This is a genomic window from Pseudomonas paeninsulae (genome assembly GCF_035621475.1).
GTDB classification, from domain to species: Bacteria; Pseudomonadota; Gammaproteobacteria; order Pseudomonadales; family Pseudomonadaceae; genus Aquipseudomonas; species Aquipseudomonas paeninsulae.
Window position 1 is genome coordinate 79,785 of sequence record NZ_CP141799.1, and the last position, 17,190, is coordinate 96,974.

Below are 17,190 nucleotides of genomic sequence, written 5' to 3' on the forward strand. Positions count from 1 at the left end.
ATGAGTGCAGTGATCGATACGGATCATAAAGATCATGGCCATGCCGGGGATGACCATCATCACGGCCCAGCCAAAGGTCTGATGCGTTGGGTGCTAACCACCAACCATAAAGACATCGGCACCATGTACCTGTGGTTCAGCTTCGCCATGTTCCTCCTCGGTGGCACCATGGCCATGGTGATTCGCGCCGAGTTGTTCCAGCCGGGTTTGCAGATCGTGCAGCCGGAATTTTTCAACCAGATGACCACCATGCATGGCTTGATCATGGTCTTCGGCGCGGTGATGCCGGCCTTCGTCGGCCTGGCCAACTGGATGATTCCGCTGATGATCGGCGCGCCGGACATGGCCTTGCCGCGGATGAACAACTTCAGCTTCTGGCTGCTGCCGGCGGCCTTCAGCATGCTGGTCAGCACGCTGTTCATGGAGGGTGGCGGACCGAATTTCGGTTGGACCTTCTACGCGCCACTGTCCACCACCTACGCGCCGGAAAGCGTGACCTTCTTCATCTTCGCCATCCACCTGATGGGTATCAGTTCGATCATGGGCGCGATCAACGTGGTCGCCACCATCCTCAACCTGCGCGCCCCCGGCATGACCCTGATGAAGATGCCGCTGTTCGTCTGGACCTGGTTGATCACCGCCTTCCTGCTGATCGCGGTGATGCCAGTGTTGGCGGGCTGCGTGACCATGATGCTGATGGACATCCACTTCGGCACCAGCTTCTTCAGCGCCGCCGGTGGCGGCGACCCGGTATTGTTCCAGCACGTGTTCTGGTTCTTCGGTCATCCCGAGGTGTACATCATGATCCTGCCGGCGTTCGGCGCGGTCAGTGCGATCATCCCGGCCTTCGCGCGCAAGCCGCTATTCGGCTATACCTCGATGGTCTATGCCACCGCATCGATCGCCTTCCTCTCGTTTATCGTCTGGGCGCACCACATGTTCACCGTCGGCATACCGCTGACCGGCGAGCTGTTCTTCATGTATGCCACCCTGCTGATCGCCGTGCCCACCGGGGTTAAGGTGTTCAACTGGGCGAGTACCATGTGGCGGGGGTCGATGACCTTCGAGACGCCGATGCTGTTCGCCGTGGCGTTCGTCATTCTGTTCACCATCGGCGGTTTCTCAGGGCTGATGCTGGCCATCGCCCCGGCGGACTTCCAGTACCACGACACCTACTTCGTGGTGGCGCACTTCCACTACGTACTGGTACCGGGGGCGATCTTCGGCATCTTCGCCTCGGCCTACTTCTGGCTACCGAAGTGGACCGGCCATATGTATGACGAGACCCTCGGCAAGCTGCACTTCTGGATGAGTTTCGTCGGCATGAACATGGCGTTCTTCCCCATGCACTTCGTCGGTCTGGCCGGCATGCCGCGGCGGATCCCCGACTACAACATGATGTTTGCCAACTTCAACATGGTCTCGAGCATCGGTGCCTTCATGTTCGGTGCGACCCAGTTGCTGTTCCTGTTCATCGTCATCAAGTGCATCCGTGGCGGCAAGCCGGCCGCGGCCAAGCCCTGGGATGGCGCCGAAGGCCTGGAGTGGACGGTGCCGTCGCCAGCGCCTTACCACACCTTCCAGACTCCGCCGGACGTGAAGTGATGAATCTCTGCGAAGACCGAGTTCGCCAGGCACGTTCGGCCGCTGACCGGCCCGCCCTGCGAGCCGGCCATGAGTGACGCCCTGGCCATCCGTCGTCTGGTCATCCGCTTATTGCTGGTGGTGGTGGGGATGTTCGGCTTTGGTTTCGCCCTGGTGCCGATCTACGACGTGATGTGCCAGGCCTTCGGGATTAACGGTAAAACCGCCGGGGTCTATGAGGCCGGGCAGCAAAGCGTGGACCAGTCGCGTCAGGTGCGGGTGCAGTTTCTCGCCACCAATGCGGCCGATATGGCCTGGGAGTTCCGCCCGCTGGGTGATGAAGTGACGGTGCATCCGGGTGAAAGCACGCAGATGTTATTCGTCGCGCACAACCCCACGGACAAGCCGATGACTGCTCAGGCGATTCCCAGTATTGCCCCCTCCAAGGCGGCGGCGTATTTCCACAAGACCGAGTGTTTCTGCTTTACCCAGCAGGTTCTGCAGCCCGGTGAGCGTATTGAAATGCCGGTACGTTTTATCGTCGATCGAGATTTACCCGCAGATGTGCGCCACCTGACCCTGGCTTACACTCTGTTCGATATCACTGCGAGTAAACCGCCTGTAGCCCAGGTGGGCCAATAAGGAGAATAAAGATGGCAGCTCATGAGCAGTACTACGTTCCGGCCCAGAGCAAGTGGCCGATTATCGCCACTATCGGCTTGCTGATCACGGTCGTCGGGCTCGCCACCTGGTTCAACGATATGAAGGCCGAGCGGGCCGACTCCAACGGCCCGCTGATCTTCTTCGTTGGTGGCATGTTCCTCGCCTACATGCTGTTCGGCTGGTTCGGTACAGTGATCAAGGAAGGCAGTTCAGGCCTGTACAGCGCGCAGATGGATCGCTCGTTTCGCTGGGGCATGAGCTGGTTCATTTTTTCCGAGGTGATGTTCTTCGCCGCGTTCTTCGGCGTGCTGTTCTACGTGCGCACCTGGGCCGGGCCCTGGCTGGGCGGCGAAGGCGACAAAGGCATTGCCAACATGCTCTGGCCGGGTTTCGAGTACAGCTGGCCGTTGCTCAACACGCCGGATCCCAAACTCTACCCGGCCCCCAGCGGGGTCATCAGCGCCTGGGGTCTGCCGTTGCTCAACACCGTGCTGCTGGTGAGTTCCAGCTTCACCCTGACCTTCGCCCACCATGCCCTGCGCAAGAACCAGCGTAAGCCGCTGACACTCTGGTTGGCGTTGACTCTGGTACTCGGCGCGGCGTTCCTGGTGTTCCAGGCCGAAGAGTATATCCATGCCTACACCGAGCTCGGTTTGACCCTGGGCTCGGGCATCTATGGCGCGACCTTCTTCATGCTTACCGGTTTTCACGGCGCCCATGTCACCTTGGGGGCGATCATGCTGACGGTGATGCTGGTCCGCGTCGTTCGTGGCCACTTCAGCCCCGAGCAGCACTTCGGCTTCGAGGCGGCCGCCTGGTACTGGCACTTCGTCGACGTGGTGTGGCTCGGCTTGTTTACTTTCGTTTATGTACTCTGATCCGCGCGGCCTAGAAAAAGCGGCAGGAAGGGGGGCAGGCGTGTGAGCTGTGTCTACCACGTCACCTGGGGCGCCAGTTGGCCGCTATAGAAGCCCCAGGCAATGAGGGCTACAGTCAGGGCGGTGAGCGTGACCCGAACGGTCAGGGAATTGACCACTCGGGAAGAGCGACCCTCGTCCTTGACCAGGAAAAAAAGACCGCTGAACAAGCTGACCACTGTAGCGAGTAGCAAGAGGACGATCGCGATCTTGAGCATGGGTAACTCCGGGGGGAGAGGAATGTGTTGCAGATGCAGTATAACCAGCTTGGCCCGGGCTTCGGGGCGCGCGCGATGAGCGCTTTTCGCCCCGGCTGGCTGCCCAGTCTGCTGGTGCTGATGCTGTTCCCTACGCTTATCGGCCTGGGTTTCTGGCAGCTGGCACGCGCCGAAGAAAAGCGCGAATTGCTGGCCGTCCATCAAGCGCAGCAGTTGGCCGCACCTATTGCTATCGCCGAACTCGAGAACCATGCAACTCTTGCCTATGTGCGGGTAAAACTGCAGGGTTACTTCGATGCGCAGCACAGTTTTTTGCTGGATAACCGCACCCGTGATGGCCAGGCGGGCGTCGAAGTCCTGCAACCCTTTCATGATCAGGCCAGCGGTCTCTGGCTGTTGCTCAATCGCGGCTGGCTGCCTTGGCCGGATCGCCGCATAACCCCGACTTTCGCCACCCCAGATACGCCGCTGCGCCTACAGGCCTCGGTATACGTGTCCCTGGGCGATGGCTTGCAACTGCAGCAGGTACCGCAGGGCAGTGCCTGGCCACGCTTGATCAGCGCGGTCAAAGCGGACGAAATCTGGCGCCAGTTGGGGCGCGCGGGCCTGAGTCATGAGGTGCGTCTGGCCCCCGGCCCTGGGTCTTTTCGGGTCGACTGGCCGGTGATCGCCATGAGCCCGGATAAACACCTGGGCTATGCTTTTCAATGGTTCGCTTTGGCAACGGCTTTGCTCGGCCTGTTCATCTATTTAGGTTTGTATAACGCGCGGGAGACTCGCCATGAACCCAGCCACCACTCTTCCTGAAGTGTCGCCCAGCCGTCGTCGGCGCGGTCGCCTGCAGCTGATCATGATTCTCGCCGTGGTTATCGGGCCGATGATCCTGGCCAGCGCCATGTACCAGTGGCGCTTCTGGGTCCCGGAAACCCGCAACTACCACGGCGAGTTGATTGGCACCGGCCAGTCCCGTGCTGATCTCGGTGTCACGGGTGCGCCGGAGGAGCGCTGGCAGTTGCTGGTGACAGTCCCGGGTGCCTGCGATACGGATTGCAAGCAACTGGTGTTCCTCGCGCGGCAAATTCATATCGGCCTCAATCGTGATACCGCACGGGCCTCACATGCCGTGGCCAGCAGCCAACCCTTGGCCGAGGACTATGACGCGCTGCTGCGCCGCGAATATCCGCAGTTGGCCCGCTATCAACTCGAACTCCAGGCCTATGGCGACGTCGCCGGCAAAGCCGAAGGGGCGCAACTGTGGATAGTCGACCCGCGTGGCAATCTGGTGCTGCGCTACGGTAGCCGCAGCAAGGGCAAGGCGATTCTCAACGACTTGCGCCATTTGCTGAAGATTTCCCAGATCGGCTGATCACGACGACGGCACAAGGAGTACCACGATGGTCAAACCCGGATACCGCCTTGCCTTGTTCGCCACCGTCCTGGCCGGGGTGGTAGTGCTGCTCGGTGCCTACACCCGGCTGACTCACGCGGGCTTGGGTTGTCCGGATTGGCCAGGCTGCTACGGTTTCCTCGCGGTGCCCATGAGCGAGCACACGCAGGCACTGGCCGAGGTGCGTTTCCCCGAGGCGCCGGTGGAAGTCGCCAAGGGCTGGTACGAGATGGTCCATCGCTATTTTGCCGGCAGTCTCGGCCTGGTGATCCTGGGTCTGGCGGTTCAGGCACTGCGCCGTCGCGGCGAGCCGGGGCAACCGCTGAAATTGCCGCTGTTGCTGCTCGGCCTGGTGATCCTGCAAGGCGCCTTCGGCATGTGGACGGTGACCCTCAAGCTCTGGCCACAAGTGGTGTCCGCCCATTTGCTCGGCGGCTTTGCCACCCTCAGCCTGCTGTTCCTGCTGACCTTGCGCCTGTCTGGTGCGGCGCCGCCGTTGCCCACGCTTTCCGCCCGCCTGCGCGGTCTGGCCGCGATCAGCCTGCTGCTGGTGATCGGGCAGATTGCCCTCGGCGGTTGGGTCAGCAGCAATTACGCGGCGGTTGCCTGCGTGGACCTGCCGACCTGTCACGGCGAATGGTGGCCGGCGATGGATTTCGCCAACGGCTTTCATCTTACCCAGCATATTGGTCCGAACTACCTCGGCGGCCAGCTCGACAGCGACGCGCGCACGGCCATCCACATGACCCACCGTCTGGGTGCGCTGGTGGTGACTCTGGTCCTGCTGCTGCTGGCCTGGCGACTGCGCCGCGCCGGCTTGTCGCGTCTGGCCGGCTTGCTGCTGCTGGCGCTGGGCGTGCAGGTCGGCCTGGGTATCAGCAACGTGGTTTTCCATCTGCCGCTGCCGGTGGCGGTGGCGCATAACGCCGGTGGTGCGCTATTGCTGCTGACGCTGGTGTCGGTTAACTACCGGGTACGCTTGAACTCCCATAGCCGCCAGCTTGCTGTGGTCCGGCATTCTGGCGATCCAGGCGTGCGGCAACACAACGCCGGGACGCCGGATCGCCAGCAAGGACCAAGCGTCCCCATGGCTCCTACAGGTCAATAAAGAACAACAAGGAGAGACCGTATGGCTACTCTACTGCGCGAACAACATGCTCACGCCAGCTGGCGCGATTACCTGGAGCTGACCAAGCCGCGGGTGGTGGTGCTGATGCTGATCACATCCTTGGTCGGCATGTTCCTCGCTACCCGTGCCGGCGTGCCCTGGACGGTATTGATTTTCGGCAACCTGGGTATCGGCCTGTGTGCCGGAGGGGCGGCGGCCGTCAACCATGTGGTGGACCGGCGCATCGACTCGATCATGGCGCGCACCCACAAACGCCCGCTGGCCGAAGGCCGGGTCACTCCGCTGGCGGCGCTGAGCTTCGCCCTGCTGTTGGCGGTGGCGGGCCTTAGCCTGCTGTTGACCTTCACCAATGAACTGGCCGCCTGGCTGACCCTCGCTTCGTTGCTCGGCTATGCGGTGATCTATACCGGCTTTCTCAAGCGCGCCACACCGCAGAACATCGTCATCGGCGGCTTGGCCGGTGCCGCTCCGCCGCTGCTGGGCTGGGTCGCGGTTACCGGCGAGCTGACCGCCGAGCCGCTGCTGCTGATGCTGATCATCTTCGCCTGGACCCCGCCGCATTTCTGGGCCCTGGCCATTCACCGCAAGGCCGAATACGCCAAGGCCAACATCCCGATGCTGCCGGTGACCCATGGCGAGCACTACACCAAGGTGCACATCCTGCTCTACACCCTGGTGATGTTTGCCGTGACCCTGCTGCCCTACGCCATCCACATGAGCGGCCTGCTCTATCTGGTCTGCGCTATCGGCCTGGGCGCGCGCTTTTTGCACTGGGCCTGGGTGCTGTACCGTGACAGCAAACCGCACGCGGCGATCAATACCTTCAAATACAGCATCTGGTATCTTTTCTCGCTGTTTATCGCCCTGCTGGTCGATCATTACCTGCTGTTCAACCTGTAATCGTTGGTGCTATGACCCGTACTCAGAAAACCGTTTTCATTCTTGTTGCCGTCGTTGCGCTGGTGCTCGGCTTGACCGTCAACAAGGTGCTGAGCAACAAGGGCCAGGCCGACCCGACCGCGCTGCTCGATGCCGGCATCGTACTGCTGCCACAGAGTCGCACGCTGCCTGAGCTGAGCTTCGTTGATCAGAATGGCCAGACGTTTAACGTCGATCAGTTCGAGGATAAGTGGAGCCTGCTGTTTTTCGGCTACACCTTCTGCCCGGACATCTGCCCGGCTACGCTCGCCCAGCTCCGGCAGCTGCAAGACCAGCTGCCGGAACAGGCCCGTGCCAACCTGCAGGTGATGCTGGTCAGCGTCGATCCCAACCGTGACACGCCGGAGCAGTTGAAGAAATACCTCGACTACTTCGATGCCGGATTTGTCGGCCTGACCGCCGAGGAAGCCACCCTGCAGAAATTCGCCAATGCGCTGAGCATTCCCTATATTCCGGCTGATACCAGCAAGGAAGACTACACCGTCGACCATAGCGGCAACCTGGTGATCATCGGCCCGGACGGCACCCAACGCGGCTTTATTCGCGCGCCTTTGAACAACGCCAAACTGGCGGTACAACTACCGGGGCTGATTACACCAGTGAATTGATTGGTGGGTCGGGCCGCGTAGGTGACGCCCCTTCACAGCGCTATTTGGCGAACAGCTGACTTACATCCTTGAACGCCTTGAACTCCAGGGCGTTGCCGCAGGGGTCGAGGAGGAACAGGGTGGCCTGCTCGCCGACCTGGCCCTCGAAGCGCACATAGGGCTCGATGACGAAGCGGGTGTGCCTGGCCTGCAGGCGCTCGGCCAAGGCTTGCCAATCGTCCCACTCCAGTACCACGCCAAAATGCGGTACCGGTACCTCGTGACCGTCTACCGGGTTGCTGTGCGCGGCCTTTTGATGCTCCATCTGCGGCGCCTGGTGAATCACCAACTGGTGGCCGAAGAAGTCGAAGTCCACCCAATGCGCGCTGCTGCGACCTTCGGCGCAACCGAATTCCTCACCGTAGAAGTGTCGGGCGGCGGCCAGGTCGTGGACCGGAATGGCCAGGTGAAAGGGGGCGAGAGCCATGGAGAGATTCCTTGTGGTGACTGTCCGCTAATTCTCAGCAACAGCGATACTGAGTGAAAGCGAATATTCTTGTTCGCAAGCACAAATAAAATTGATCAGTCGAGGCGGCGATGTTGCGTGAGTTGAGAACCTTCGTGATGGTCGCCCGCCACGGCACCTTCGCCGCCGCCGGCCAGCAGGTCAGCCTGACCCAGTCGGCGGTCAGCGCGCAGATGCGCGTGCTGGAACAGGGCTTGGGTGTCCGCCTGTTCGACCGCAGTGGCCGCGCCGCCATGCTCAATGCCGCCGGCCGGCATGCCCTGCCGCTGGCCGAGCAGATGCTCGCGCTCTATGCCCAGATGGCGCTGCCGACTTCGGCTGCCGAGTGGCAGGGCGAGCTGAAGGTCGGCGCCATCGCCAGTGTGCAGACCGGCCTGTTGCCCGAAGCCCTGCCGCGCTTTCGTGCCGCTGCGCCGCGGGTCGAGCTGAAGCTGGTGCCCGGCGTGTCGCTGAATCTGCTGAGCCAGGTGGATGCCGGCGAACTGGACCTGGCGCTGCTGATCAAGCCGCCATTCGAGTTGCCCAAGGAACTGCTGCAAATCAGTCTGGCGCGCGAGCCCTTCGTTCTGATCACGCCCATGGGCGTTACCGGCGATGACCCGCTGCAGATTCTCGCCGAGCAGCCGTTCGTACGATACGAGCGCCGCTCCTTCGGTGGCCGGCTGGTCAGCCAGTTCCTTCGCGAGCAGCGCCTGAGCGTGCACGAGGCGCTGGAGCTGGACGAACTGGAGGCCATCGTACGCATGGTCGAATGCGGCCTCGGCGTCTCGCTGATCCCGCGCGCCGGCTTGTGGCTGCAGCGGCCGACCCAGCTGCGGGTGCTCGAGTTGGGCGAACTAACCTTCCACCGCGAACTGGTTGCGCTGCTGCGCCGCGCCCAGCAGCAGCCGGCCCTGGAGTGTCTGCTGGAGTGCCTGCGCGGAACGACGACGTCGAATGGCTAGGGCGACGATCCGCTGCAGCCCCGTAAAATGACCGCTGCGCTAAAGCCCAGTCTGGTTCTGGCGTGCCTGCGCAGCAGCACTTACCGGCAACAAAAAGCCCGCACGGGGCGGGCTTTCGAGGCGTGCAGGCGAGCGCTTAGAACGCCGGCACTACCGCGCCCTGGTATTTCTCCAGGATGAAGGCTTTGACTTCGGGGCTGTTCAGCGCCTTGGCCAGTTTCTGCATGGCGGCGCTGTCCTTGTTGTCCGGGCGAGCCACCAAGATATTGACGTAGGGCGAGTCGCTGCCTTCAATGATCAGCGCATCCTGGGTCGGGTTGAGCTTGGCTTCCAGGGCGTAGTTGGTGTTGATCAGCGCCAGGTCGACTTGAGTCAGTACGCGCGCAAGCGTCGCGGCTTCCAGTTCGCGGATCTTGATGCCTTTCGGGTTCTTGACGATGTCCTTGGCGGTGGCGGTGATTCCGGCGCCGTTCTTGAGCCTGATCAGCCCGGCCTTCTGCAGCAGCAGCAGGGCGCGGCCACCGTTGGTGGCATCGTTGGGGATGACCACGTTGGCGCCTTGCGGCAGTTCAACCAGGGTTTTGACCGTGCTCGAGTAAGCGCCAAACGGCTCGACGTGCACGCCGGCAACGCTGACCAGCTCGGTGCCACGGCTATTGTTGAACTCGTCGAGGTACGGCTGGTGCTGGAAGAAGTTGGCGTCCAGGCGCTTCTCGGCGACCTGCACGTTGGGTTGCACGTAGTCGGTGAAGACCTTGATCTCCAGCTCGACGCCGTCTTTGGCCAGGGCTGGTTTGACGAATTCGAGGATTTCCGCGTGCGGCACGGCGGTGGCCGCCACGCTCAGGGCTTCACCCTGGGCAGCGCTGGAAAACGCGGCGACGACGGCGATGGCAGTCAGCAATTTTTTCATGAAGGACTCCTTGTGGGATCAGGGGTGGCGGCGGGTGGCCGGCCTATTTTCTGGGCTGTTTATTTTCGAGAGCTTTTTATTTCCGGGAGAAATGCACCACCAGCTTGTCGCCGGCGGTTTGCAGAATTTGTACCAGCACCAGCAGCAGGATCACCGTCACCACCATCACGTCTGGCTGGTAGCGCTGGTAGCCATAGCGCACCGCCAGATCGCCCAAGCCGCCGCCGCCAATCAGGCCGGACATGGCGGTGTAGGACACCAGGGTGATGGCGGTCACTGTCACGGCGGCGAAGATCCCCGGCAACGCCTCGGGCAGCAGGGCGTTGACCACGATCTGCCGGGTAGTCGCGCCCATCGCCTGGGTCGCCTCGATGATGCCGCGATCCACCTCGCGCAACGCGGTTTCCACCAATCGGGCGAAGAACGGCGTGGCGCCCACCACCAGTGGCGGAATAGCCCCGGCCACGCCCAGCGAGGTGCCGGTGACCAGCACGGTGAAGGGAATCATCACGATCAGCAGGATGACGAAGGGCACCGAACGCAGGATATTCACCAGCAGCGACAGAAAGCCGTAGAAGGTTTTCTGTTCGAACATCTGCCGTGGACTGGTGAGGAACAGCAGCACGCCCAGCGGCAGGCCGAGGACTATGGTGAACAGCAGCGAACCGCCGAGCATGCTCAGGGTGTCCAGGCTGGCCTGCCAGATTTCCAGCCAGTCGACATTGGGGAGCAGAGCGTCCATCAGCGCAGCACCTCCATGTGTACGTCGGCGGCTTTGAAGCACGCCAGCGCGGCATCCAGATCGCCACCGGTCAGGGCCAGGGTCAATTGACCGTAGGGTGTGTCCTTGATGCGGTCGATGCGCCCGGCGAGGATGCTGTAATCCACCCCGGTTTCGCGCGCCACGGTACCGAGCAGCGGCGCATAGGTCGCCTGGCCCTGGAAGGTCAGGCGCAGGATGCACCCCTGCACATGGGCGAAGTCGTCGTGCAATTCGTCCTCATCAACCTGCTCGGCTTCCTGGACGAAACGCTTGGTGGTGGCGTGTTGCGGATGCAGAAACACATCGGCCACGGGCCCCGACTCGACGATCACGCCGGCGTCCATCACCGCCACGCGGTCGCAGACTCGGCGGATCACGTCCATCTCGTGGGTGATCAGCACGATGGTCAGGTTCAGTTCGCGGTTGATCTGCGCCAGCAGTTGCAATACCGAGGCGGTGGTCTGCGGGTCGAGGGCACTGGTGGCCTCGTCACACAGCAGGATCTTCGGCTCGGTGGCGAGCGCGCGGGCGATGCCGACCCGCTGCTTCTGTCCGCCGGACAGCTGCGCCGGGTATTTGTTGGCGTGCTCGCTGAGACCGACCCGCGCCAGCAGTTCGGCCACCCGCGCCGCCATGGCGCTGCCTGACAGCGTCCCGGCCAGCTTCAGCGGCAGGGCGACGTTGGCGGCGACGGTCTTCGACGAGAGCAGGTTGAAGTGCTGGAAGATCATCCCTACCCGCTGGCGAAAGCGCCGCAGGCCAGCCGCGTCCAGCGCGGTGACATCTTCCCCGTCAATCTGGATGCGTCCGCCGGACGGCTCTTCCAGGCGGTTGATCAGACGCAGCAGGGTGCTCTTGCCGGCACCGGAATGGCCGATGATGCCGAACACTTCGCCACGGGAAATCTGCAGGTCGCTCGGCTGCAAGGCGGGGATATCGTGGCCACTGACGCGATACGCCTTGTGGACCTGGTGAAAATTGATCACGCGTTAAACCTTTTGGGTTTGTCGAGCTGCCGGGTAGGCGAAAAGGCGCCTAGTCTACCCGGCGCTGTTTAGGCCGCAAAAATCTTTGTAGACCTATGGTTATAGCCAGATCGTATGAGTGCGGGCAGTGCCAAACACTTACGTACGTCGTTGCGGCAGGCGGTTTCCCGACCTAGCGTTGCGGGCTAAGCCGCAGTTGCGGGGTCTGCTCGGGCGCAAGCACCTGGCTCATGGTCGGGCTGAAGCGCGGATCGAGACGTTCGATCCGCGCGTTGAGCAGCGGGGCGAGCCACAGGTAGTCACTGGCCTGGCGGACCTGGATCTCCACTGTGCAGCGGAACTTGATCACATCTGCGGCGACCGCATCGAGCAGACGGTACAGGCCTTGGTTGTCCCGGCTGTCCAGCATCGGCAGGGCAACCACGCTGCTGGGCGCGGCCGGGTCGATCAGTTGGGCGTGCGGCTCCGGCGCCACTTCGGGCAACTGGATCGCCCTGAGCGCGGCCGCCTGGCGTTCTGCCGCCTGGCGCAATTGGCGCGCCTGCTCGCCGCGTGCGGCCTGGGCCTGGGCGGCAGCCTGTTCGGCGGCGTTGCTGGCCAGATCCGCCGCATCCAGCTCGGTTTGCCGAACCTGGGCAATGGCGCCACCCAGCCCGGTGGTCAGCGCGGGTGCCTGCGGCATCAATTGACGCGCCTGGCTGAGGGCCTTGGCTGCACGGTCCAGATCGCCGGTCTGCAGGGCAGTTTGTCCTTGCCGCAGATAGGCCTCGGCCAGCTGGCGCTGATACAGCTCCAGGCGAGCATCGCCGCTGGCGCGCACGTGCAGGGATTTGAGCTGGCTTTTGGCCTCGCTCAACTGACCGCTGGCCAGGTTCTGCTCGAGCAGGCGAAAGTCACCGAGCAGCTCGTCGGTGGCCTGGCCCGGCCCTTGCGGCGTGCTCTGGCACGCGGCCAGCAGCAGCGAAATGGCGAGGATGGAAAGACAACGTGAGGCGAACGAGATCATTTCTGCGAGTCTCATGTTGGGCAAAAAACGTGCAATTCTACACCGCCGAGTCGAGCGCAACCAAACCTTGCTGCGATTGCCCGGTAGTTCCTATGTTCATGCACAAGGCCTGCTACAGCGTAGCCTGAGCCTCAGGCCGTGCGTCGTGGCAAGGCGAAACTGAGCAGGAACAGGCTGGCCGCCGATACCACGATCGAGGGTCCGGCCGGGGTGTCCTGAAACCACGACAGACTCAGGCCGCCGCAAACGGCGACTATGCCCAGCAGGCTGGCACCCAGGGCCATCTGCTCCGGGGTGCGCGCGTGGCGCTGGGCCGCCGCCGCGGGAATGATCAGCAAGGAGGTGATCAGCAGCACGCCGACGATCTTCATCGCCACGGCGATCACCACGGCGATCAGCAACATCAGGCTCAGGCGGATCGCCGCCACCGGCAAGCCTTCGACGCGGGCCAGCTCCTCGTGCACGGTAATCGCCAACAGGGGCCGCCAGAGCAGGCACAGCAGCAGCAGCACCAGGGCGCTGCCGCCAAGAATCCAGGCCAGATCGCTGGGGCCAACGGCGAGCAGGTCACCGAAGAGGTAGCCCATCAGGTCGATGCGCACATCCCTCATGAAGCTCAGCACCACCAAACCGAGCGACAGGGTGCTGTGGGCGAGGATCCCGAGCAGGGTGTCCGAGGCCAGCGGTTGGCGGGTTTGCAAGGTCACCAGCAGCACCGCCAGCAGCACGCAGCCGACCGTCACCGCCAGGGTCGGGCTGACGTCAAGCATCAGGCCGAGGGCGACGCCGAGCAACGCGGCATGCGACAGGGTGTCGCCGAAATAGGCCATGCGCCGCCAGACCACGAAGGAGCCGAGGGGGCCGGCGACTATGGCCAGGGCCAGGCCGGCGAGCAGGGCGTTGAGTAGAAAATCAGCCATGCTTGCAGCCATCTCCGTGAACGTGTGGTTGGACCGGACCCTTGATGCTCAGGCCGGCGCTCGGTTCGTTGACCACGGCGCCGTGCAGGTCGTGCTCATGGTCGTGGCGGTGGTGATAGATCGCCAGGCTCTTGGCGTCCTGGCCGAACAGTTCGACAAAGGCCGGGTCACCGCTGACCTGCTCCGGATGGCCGGAACAGCAGACATGTCGATTCAGGCAGACCACCTGATCGGTGGTGCTCATCACCAGGTGCAGGTCGTGCGAGACCATCAGCACGCCGCAACCATGGCGGTCGCGCAACTGGGTGATCAGGCGATACAGCTCGGCCTGGCCGCTGACGTCGACGCCCTGCACCGGCTCGTCGAGCACCAGCAGCTCCGGCTCGCGCAGCAGCGCGCGGGCCAGCAGCACGCGCTGCAGCTCGCCGCCGGAAATACTCTGCAAGGGGCTGTCGATCACCTGGTTGGCGCCGACTTCGGCCAGTGCCGCCTGGGCACTGGCGCGATCGACGCCGGGCACCAGGCGCAGAAAGCGCAGCACGCTGAGCGGCAGGGTGGCATCGACATGGAGTTTTTGCGGCATATAGCCGATGCGCAGTTTCGGCTTGCGCCAGACGCTGCCGCTATCGGGCTTGAGCAGGCCGAGCACGGCGCGCACCAGGGTGGTCTTGCCGGCGCCGTTGGGGCCGATCAGGGTGACGATCTGGCCGGGGTTGACGCTCAGTTGCACATCCTGCAGCACGCTCTGGCCGCGGAAGCTGACGCCAATCCCGGCGAGGCGAATCAGCGCATCGCTCATGTGGCCTCCTGGCAGCCGGCACACAGGCCGAGCACTTCGACGGTCTGCCCTTCGACCACGAAACCGACGCTCTGCGCGCCACCGATGATCGCTGCGCTGATCGGCGCGTGCTCCAGTTCGATGGCCGCATGACAACTGCGGCAGATGAGGAACTGGCCCTGATGGGTATGCGTTGGGTGACTGCAGCCGACGAAGGCGTTGAGCGAGGCGATGCGGTGCACCAGGCCGTTTTCCAGGAGAAAATCCAGCGCCCGATAGACGGTCGGCGGCGCGGCGCGGCGGCCATCCAGTTCGCTCAACACGGCGAGGATGTCGTAGGCGCCGAGCGGCTTGTGGCTCTGCCAGACCAGCTCCAGCACGCGCTTGCGCAGGGCGGTCAGGCGCAGCCCCTGATGCGTGCAGATGCTTTCGGCCTCGGCCAGGGCATGGCTGACGCAGTGGGAATGGTCGTGGGGGCGTGAGGCGAGCGGTGGCTGAGTCATGGGCAGGGACGGCAGAGACTGGAGACGTTATTATATTACCCTTTCCTCCCCGTCAGAGTGTCTTCCGTGTTGCGTCTTTTTTCTGCTGTCAGCCTGCTCTGCGCCGTTTTCCTCACCAGCTCTGCCGCCCTAGCCGAGGCGCGCGTGCTGACCAGCATCAAGCCCTTGCAGCTGATCGCCGCGGCCGTGCAGGACGGTGTCGGCAGCCCTGAAGTGCTGCTGCCGCCCGGCGCCTCGCCGCATCACTACGCACTGCGCCCCTCCGATGTGCGGCGGGTGCGCGACGTGGCGCTGCTCTATTGGATCGGTCCCGACCTGGAAAGCTTCCTGCCGCGGGTGCTCGCCGGGCGCAGCAAGCCCAGCGTCGCCGTGCAGGCTCTGCCCGGCATGCACCTGCGCCACTTCGCTGACAAGCATGCCGAGCATGATGACCACGAGCAGGCCCATCACGAGCACGCCGAGGATGAGCAGGCGGTCGCCGACCAGCACGATCAGGATCACCGCCCCGGTACTGTGGATGCGCACCTCTGGCTGTTGCCGGCCAATGCACGGGTGATCGCCACGCGGATGGCTGCCGATCTGAGCGCCGCCGACCCGGCCAACGCCGCGCGTTACCAGGCCAACCTAAGCGCCTTCGGCAAGCGTCTGGCGGCCCTCGACCAGCGTCTGAAACAGCGTCTTGGCGCGGTGGCCGACAAGCCCTATTTCGTCTTCCACGAAGCCTACGACTACTTCGAGGCGGCCTACGGCCTTCAGCACGCCGGGGTATTCAGCGTGCTAGGGGAAGTGCAGCCGGGCGCCCGCCATGTCGCGGCCATGCGCACCCGCCTGGAGCAGGCTGGGCCGAGCTGCGTATTCTACGAGCCGCCGAGGCGCCCGCGCCTGGCCGAAACCCTGATCGCCGGCCTGCCGGCGACTCTGGCCGAACTGGATACCATGGGCGGTGCGCTGGCAGTGGATGGCCACGGCTATGAAACCCTGTTGGAGAATCTGGCGGGCGAGTTGGCGGGGTGCCTGGAAGGGCTGTAACAACCACGACAGCCATGCCCCAGCTCTGCCTCTTATCGCTCCTCAGCCCGCCTGCAAACGCAGCAGCGTATGGCCAAGGCCGATATCGTCGATATCCTCGACCAGCACAAAACCGGCTTCGCGCACGATGGCGATAAAGTCGTCGCTGCGGTAGAAGCGGCTGTTGCCGTTGGCCAGGCAGGTGAAATACAGCGAGGTGGCATTCAGGCTGTAGGTGGCCGCTTCGAATTGCTGACGGTCGCAGAACATTTCCAGGATGTAGACCTTGGCGTCGGCGCGCATGGCGGCGCGCACACGGCGCAGGATGGCGAGGATTTCCATGGGCGCGAAGCAGTCGAGGAACTGGCTCATCCACCAGATATCGGCATCCTGCGGCAGGCTCTGCCCAGGGTCGAGGATGTTCATCGGATGGCCCTGCACGCGCCCGGCAAAACCGGCGACATGGATGTTACTCAGGGCCATGTCCAGCTGTCCCGGCAAGTCGACCAGGGTGACCTGCACATCGGGGTCATGCTTGCAGCACTGCAAGGCCCACTTGCCGGTGTTGCCACCGATGTCCACCAGGCGTTGCGGGCGCTCGGCCAGCACCCGCTGCAGCAGTTCGGGGAAGGCTCTGTCGCTGTAGTAATGATCGAAGCTCAGCCAGCTTTGCCGGGCCTTTTCCGGGATGCGCGAGAGGCCCTGGTACAGCGTCGGCCAGTCGCCGAATTCTTTCAGTCCCGCCGGCCGGCCCGTGCGGATGGCCTCGGTCAGATGGCTCATGGCGCGGTAACAGACGTCGGCGGTGAAATCCATATTGGTGCGGGTCATGCCGTCGTGCAGGAGGAAGTGGCCCAGCCGCGCCAGCCGATAACAGGGCCCGTCCTCGGTGACGATGCGTGCACTGAGGGCCATGTCCAACAGCACCTTGACCCCGTATTCGCTGACGCCGCTACGCTCGGCGATCACGCCCGAAGGCAAACCGCTATCGCCAGCCTGGTCGAGCACCTCGAGAATGCCCAGGTCACGCAAGCTCAGTGCGGTTTGAAAAGCGATTGGCGCAAACGCCAGTCGCTGTGCTTCTTCCTTGGCCTGCAGGGCGGAAAGAGGGTCGTGCTGGTACCACTTCGTCATGGTCACTCCGGTTGTTGGGCGTGGAACACAGAGAATCACCAGGGTCTGGTCATTCTGACCGCGTGAATAGGCGGGCTCTTCAAGGTAGTTCGCTGCAATAGGGCTTTTTATCAGCACATTCTCGCCAGAGCCTGCCCGATCATGCCTGCGTGCGCATTGATTGCTGACAGTTTCAGTCCAACTCACCAACCCGGCACGCTCTTGGGCTGCGCGCCTGTTTAAACGCGCGGCACTGCCCTATAGTCCGGCGTTATCGACGCCACCGCTGGCTCACCAGGGAAGGCC

Annotated in this window: 20 protein-coding genes; 10 read left to right on the forward strand and 10 right to left on the reverse strand. The window is 63.3% G+C overall.

The window, feature by feature from the left end; all coding sequences use genetic code 11:
• The 3 genes from ctaD (at window position 1) to VCJ09_RS00375 (ending at window position 3,125) form a co-directional block, all read left to right on the forward strand.
• Window positions 1-1,605: a cytochrome c oxidase subunit I gene (gene ctaD / locus VCJ09_RS00365; RefSeq protein WP_324732662.1), complete on the forward strand. Its 1,605-nt coding sequence runs from the start codon at window positions 1-3 to the stop codon at window positions 1,603-1,605.
• A gap of 69 nt (window positions 1,606-1,674) precedes the next feature.
• Window positions 1,675-2,226 (forward strand): cytochrome c oxidase assembly protein, encoded by a 552-nt coding sequence (locus VCJ09_RS00370; RefSeq protein WP_324732663.1) that lies wholly within the window; start codon window positions 1,675-1,677, stop codon window positions 2,224-2,226.
• 11 nt (window positions 2,227-2,237) lie between these two features.
• On the forward strand, window positions 2,238-3,125 hold the full coding sequence (locus VCJ09_RS00375; protein ID WP_324732664.1) for a cytochrome c oxidase subunit 3: 888 nt from the start codon (window positions 2,238-2,240) through the stop codon (window positions 3,123-3,125).
• A gap of 53 nt (window positions 3,126-3,178) precedes the next feature.
• Here VCJ09_RS00375 and VCJ09_RS00380 read toward each other — a convergent pair whose 3' ends face one another.
• Window positions 3,179-3,382 carry a twin transmembrane helix small protein gene (locus VCJ09_RS00380; RefSeq protein ID WP_079204151.1) on the reverse strand — a complete coding sequence of 68 codons (204 nt, stop codon included), beginning with the start codon at window positions 3,380-3,382 and terminating at the stop codon, window positions 3,179-3,181.
• A gap of 75 nt (window positions 3,383-3,457) precedes the next feature.
• Here VCJ09_RS00380 and VCJ09_RS00385 point away from each other — a divergent pair, with 75 nt between their 5' ends.
• Genes VCJ09_RS00385 through VCJ09_RS00405 form a run of 5 tightly spaced genes read left to right on the forward strand, consistent with a single transcriptional unit; the run spans window position 3,458 to window position 7,445 of the window.
• A complete protein-coding gene (locus VCJ09_RS00385) occupies window positions 3,458-4,189 on the forward strand; it encodes an SURF1 family protein (RefSeq protein ID WP_324732665.1) in 732 nt (243 codons plus the stop codon).
• On the forward strand, window positions 4,164-4,748 hold the full coding sequence (locus tag VCJ09_RS00390) for a hypothetical protein (protein WP_324732666.1): 585 nt from the start codon (window positions 4,164-4,166) through the stop codon (window positions 4,746-4,748). Before VCJ09_RS00385 ends, VCJ09_RS00390 begins: the two co-directional genes overlap by 26 nt.
• Window positions 4,749-4,776: 28 nt before the next feature.
• The gene (locus VCJ09_RS00395; protein ID WP_324732667.1) at window positions 4,777-5,877 is read left to right on the forward strand and encodes a COX15/CtaA family protein; all 1,101 of its coding nucleotides are present in this window, start codon (window positions 4,777-4,779) and stop codon (window positions 5,875-5,877) included.
• Window positions 5,878-5,898: 21 nt separating this feature from the next.
• The gene (gene cyoE, locus VCJ09_RS00400) at window positions 5,899-6,798 is read left to right on the forward strand and encodes a heme o synthase (RefSeq protein WP_079204154.1); all 900 of its coding nucleotides are present in this window, start codon (window positions 5,899-5,901) and stop codon (window positions 6,796-6,798) included.
• A gap of 11 nt (window positions 6,799-6,809) precedes the next feature.
• The gene (locus VCJ09_RS00405) at window positions 6,810-7,445 is read left to right on the forward strand and encodes an SCO family protein (RefSeq protein WP_324732668.1); all 636 of its coding nucleotides are present in this window, start codon (window positions 6,810-6,812) and stop codon (window positions 7,443-7,445) included.
• Window positions 7,446-7,485: 40 nt separating this feature from the next.
• Here the strand turns inward: VCJ09_RS00405 and VCJ09_RS00410 are convergent, their stop codons facing one another.
• Window positions 7,486-7,911, reverse strand: a complete 426-nt coding sequence (locus VCJ09_RS00410) for a VOC family protein (protein WP_324732669.1) — start codon at window positions 7,909-7,911, stop codon at window positions 7,486-7,488.
• Between the two features lie 110 nt (window positions 7,912-8,021).
• On the opposite strand from VCJ09_RS00410, the gene VCJ09_RS00415 reads away from it, so the two are divergent.
• A complete protein-coding gene (locus VCJ09_RS00415) occupies window positions 8,022-8,894 on the forward strand; it encodes a LysR substrate-binding domain-containing protein (protein ID WP_324732670.1) in 873 nt (290 codons plus the stop codon).
• Window positions 8,895-9,030: 136 nt separating this feature from the next.
• Here the strand turns inward: VCJ09_RS00415 and VCJ09_RS00420 are convergent, their stop codons facing one another.
• The 7 genes from VCJ09_RS00420 to VCJ09_RS00450 form a co-directional block, all read right to left on the reverse strand.
• Window positions 9,031-9,807: a MetQ/NlpA family ABC transporter substrate-binding protein gene (locus VCJ09_RS00420; protein WP_079204158.1), complete on the reverse strand. Its 777-nt coding sequence runs from the start codon at window positions 9,805-9,807 to the stop codon at window positions 9,031-9,033.
• Window positions 9,808-9,883: 76 nt separating this feature from the next.
• A complete protein-coding gene (locus tag VCJ09_RS00425; protein WP_324732671.1) occupies window positions 9,884-10,549 on the reverse strand; it encodes a methionine ABC transporter permease in 666 nt (221 codons plus the stop codon).
• Window positions 10,549-11,556: a methionine ABC transporter ATP-binding protein gene (locus tag VCJ09_RS00430; protein ID WP_324732672.1), complete on the reverse strand. Its 1,008-nt coding sequence runs from the start codon at window positions 11,554-11,556 to the stop codon at window positions 10,549-10,551. Before VCJ09_RS00430 ends, VCJ09_RS00425 begins: the two co-directional genes overlap by 1 nt.
• A 172-nt stretch (window positions 11,557-11,728) precedes the next feature.
• Window positions 11,729-12,562 (reverse strand): tetratricopeptide repeat protein, encoded by an 834-nt coding sequence (locus VCJ09_RS00435; RefSeq protein ID WP_324732673.1) that lies wholly within the window; start codon window positions 12,560-12,562, stop codon window positions 11,729-11,731.
• A 131-nt stretch (window positions 12,563-12,693) separates the two neighbouring features.
• Window positions 12,694-13,482 carry a zinc ABC transporter permease subunit ZnuB gene (gene znuB / locus VCJ09_RS00440; protein WP_324732674.1) on the reverse strand — a complete coding sequence of 263 codons (789 nt, stop codon included), beginning with the start codon at window positions 13,480-13,482 and terminating at the stop codon, window positions 12,694-12,696.
• Window positions 13,475-14,281 (reverse strand): zinc ABC transporter ATP-binding protein ZnuC, encoded by an 807-nt coding sequence (gene znuC / locus VCJ09_RS00445; RefSeq protein WP_324732675.1) that lies wholly within the window; start codon window positions 14,279-14,281, stop codon window positions 13,475-13,477. Before znuC ends, znuB begins: the two co-directional genes overlap by 8 nt.
• Complete coding sequence (locus VCJ09_RS00450) at window positions 14,278-14,763, reverse strand: Fur family transcriptional regulator (protein WP_324732676.1); 486 nt, start codon at window positions 14,761-14,763, stop codon at window positions 14,278-14,280. Before VCJ09_RS00450 ends, znuC begins: the two co-directional genes overlap by 4 nt.
• Before the next feature lie 18 nt (window positions 14,764-14,781).
• Here VCJ09_RS00450 and znuA point away from each other — a divergent pair, with 18 nt between their 5' ends.
• Complete coding sequence (gene znuA, locus VCJ09_RS00455; RefSeq protein WP_324734736.1) at window positions 14,782-15,792, forward strand: zinc ABC transporter substrate-binding protein ZnuA; 1,011 nt, start codon at window positions 14,782-14,784, stop codon at window positions 15,790-15,792.
• Between the two features lie 42 nt (window positions 15,793-15,834).
• Here znuA and VCJ09_RS00460 read toward each other — a convergent pair whose 3' ends face one another.
• Window positions 15,835-16,905, reverse strand: a complete 1,071-nt coding sequence (locus VCJ09_RS00460; RefSeq protein WP_324732677.1) for a methyltransferase — start codon at window positions 16,903-16,905, stop codon at window positions 15,835-15,837.
• Window positions 16,906-17,190: the final 285 nt, after the last annotated feature.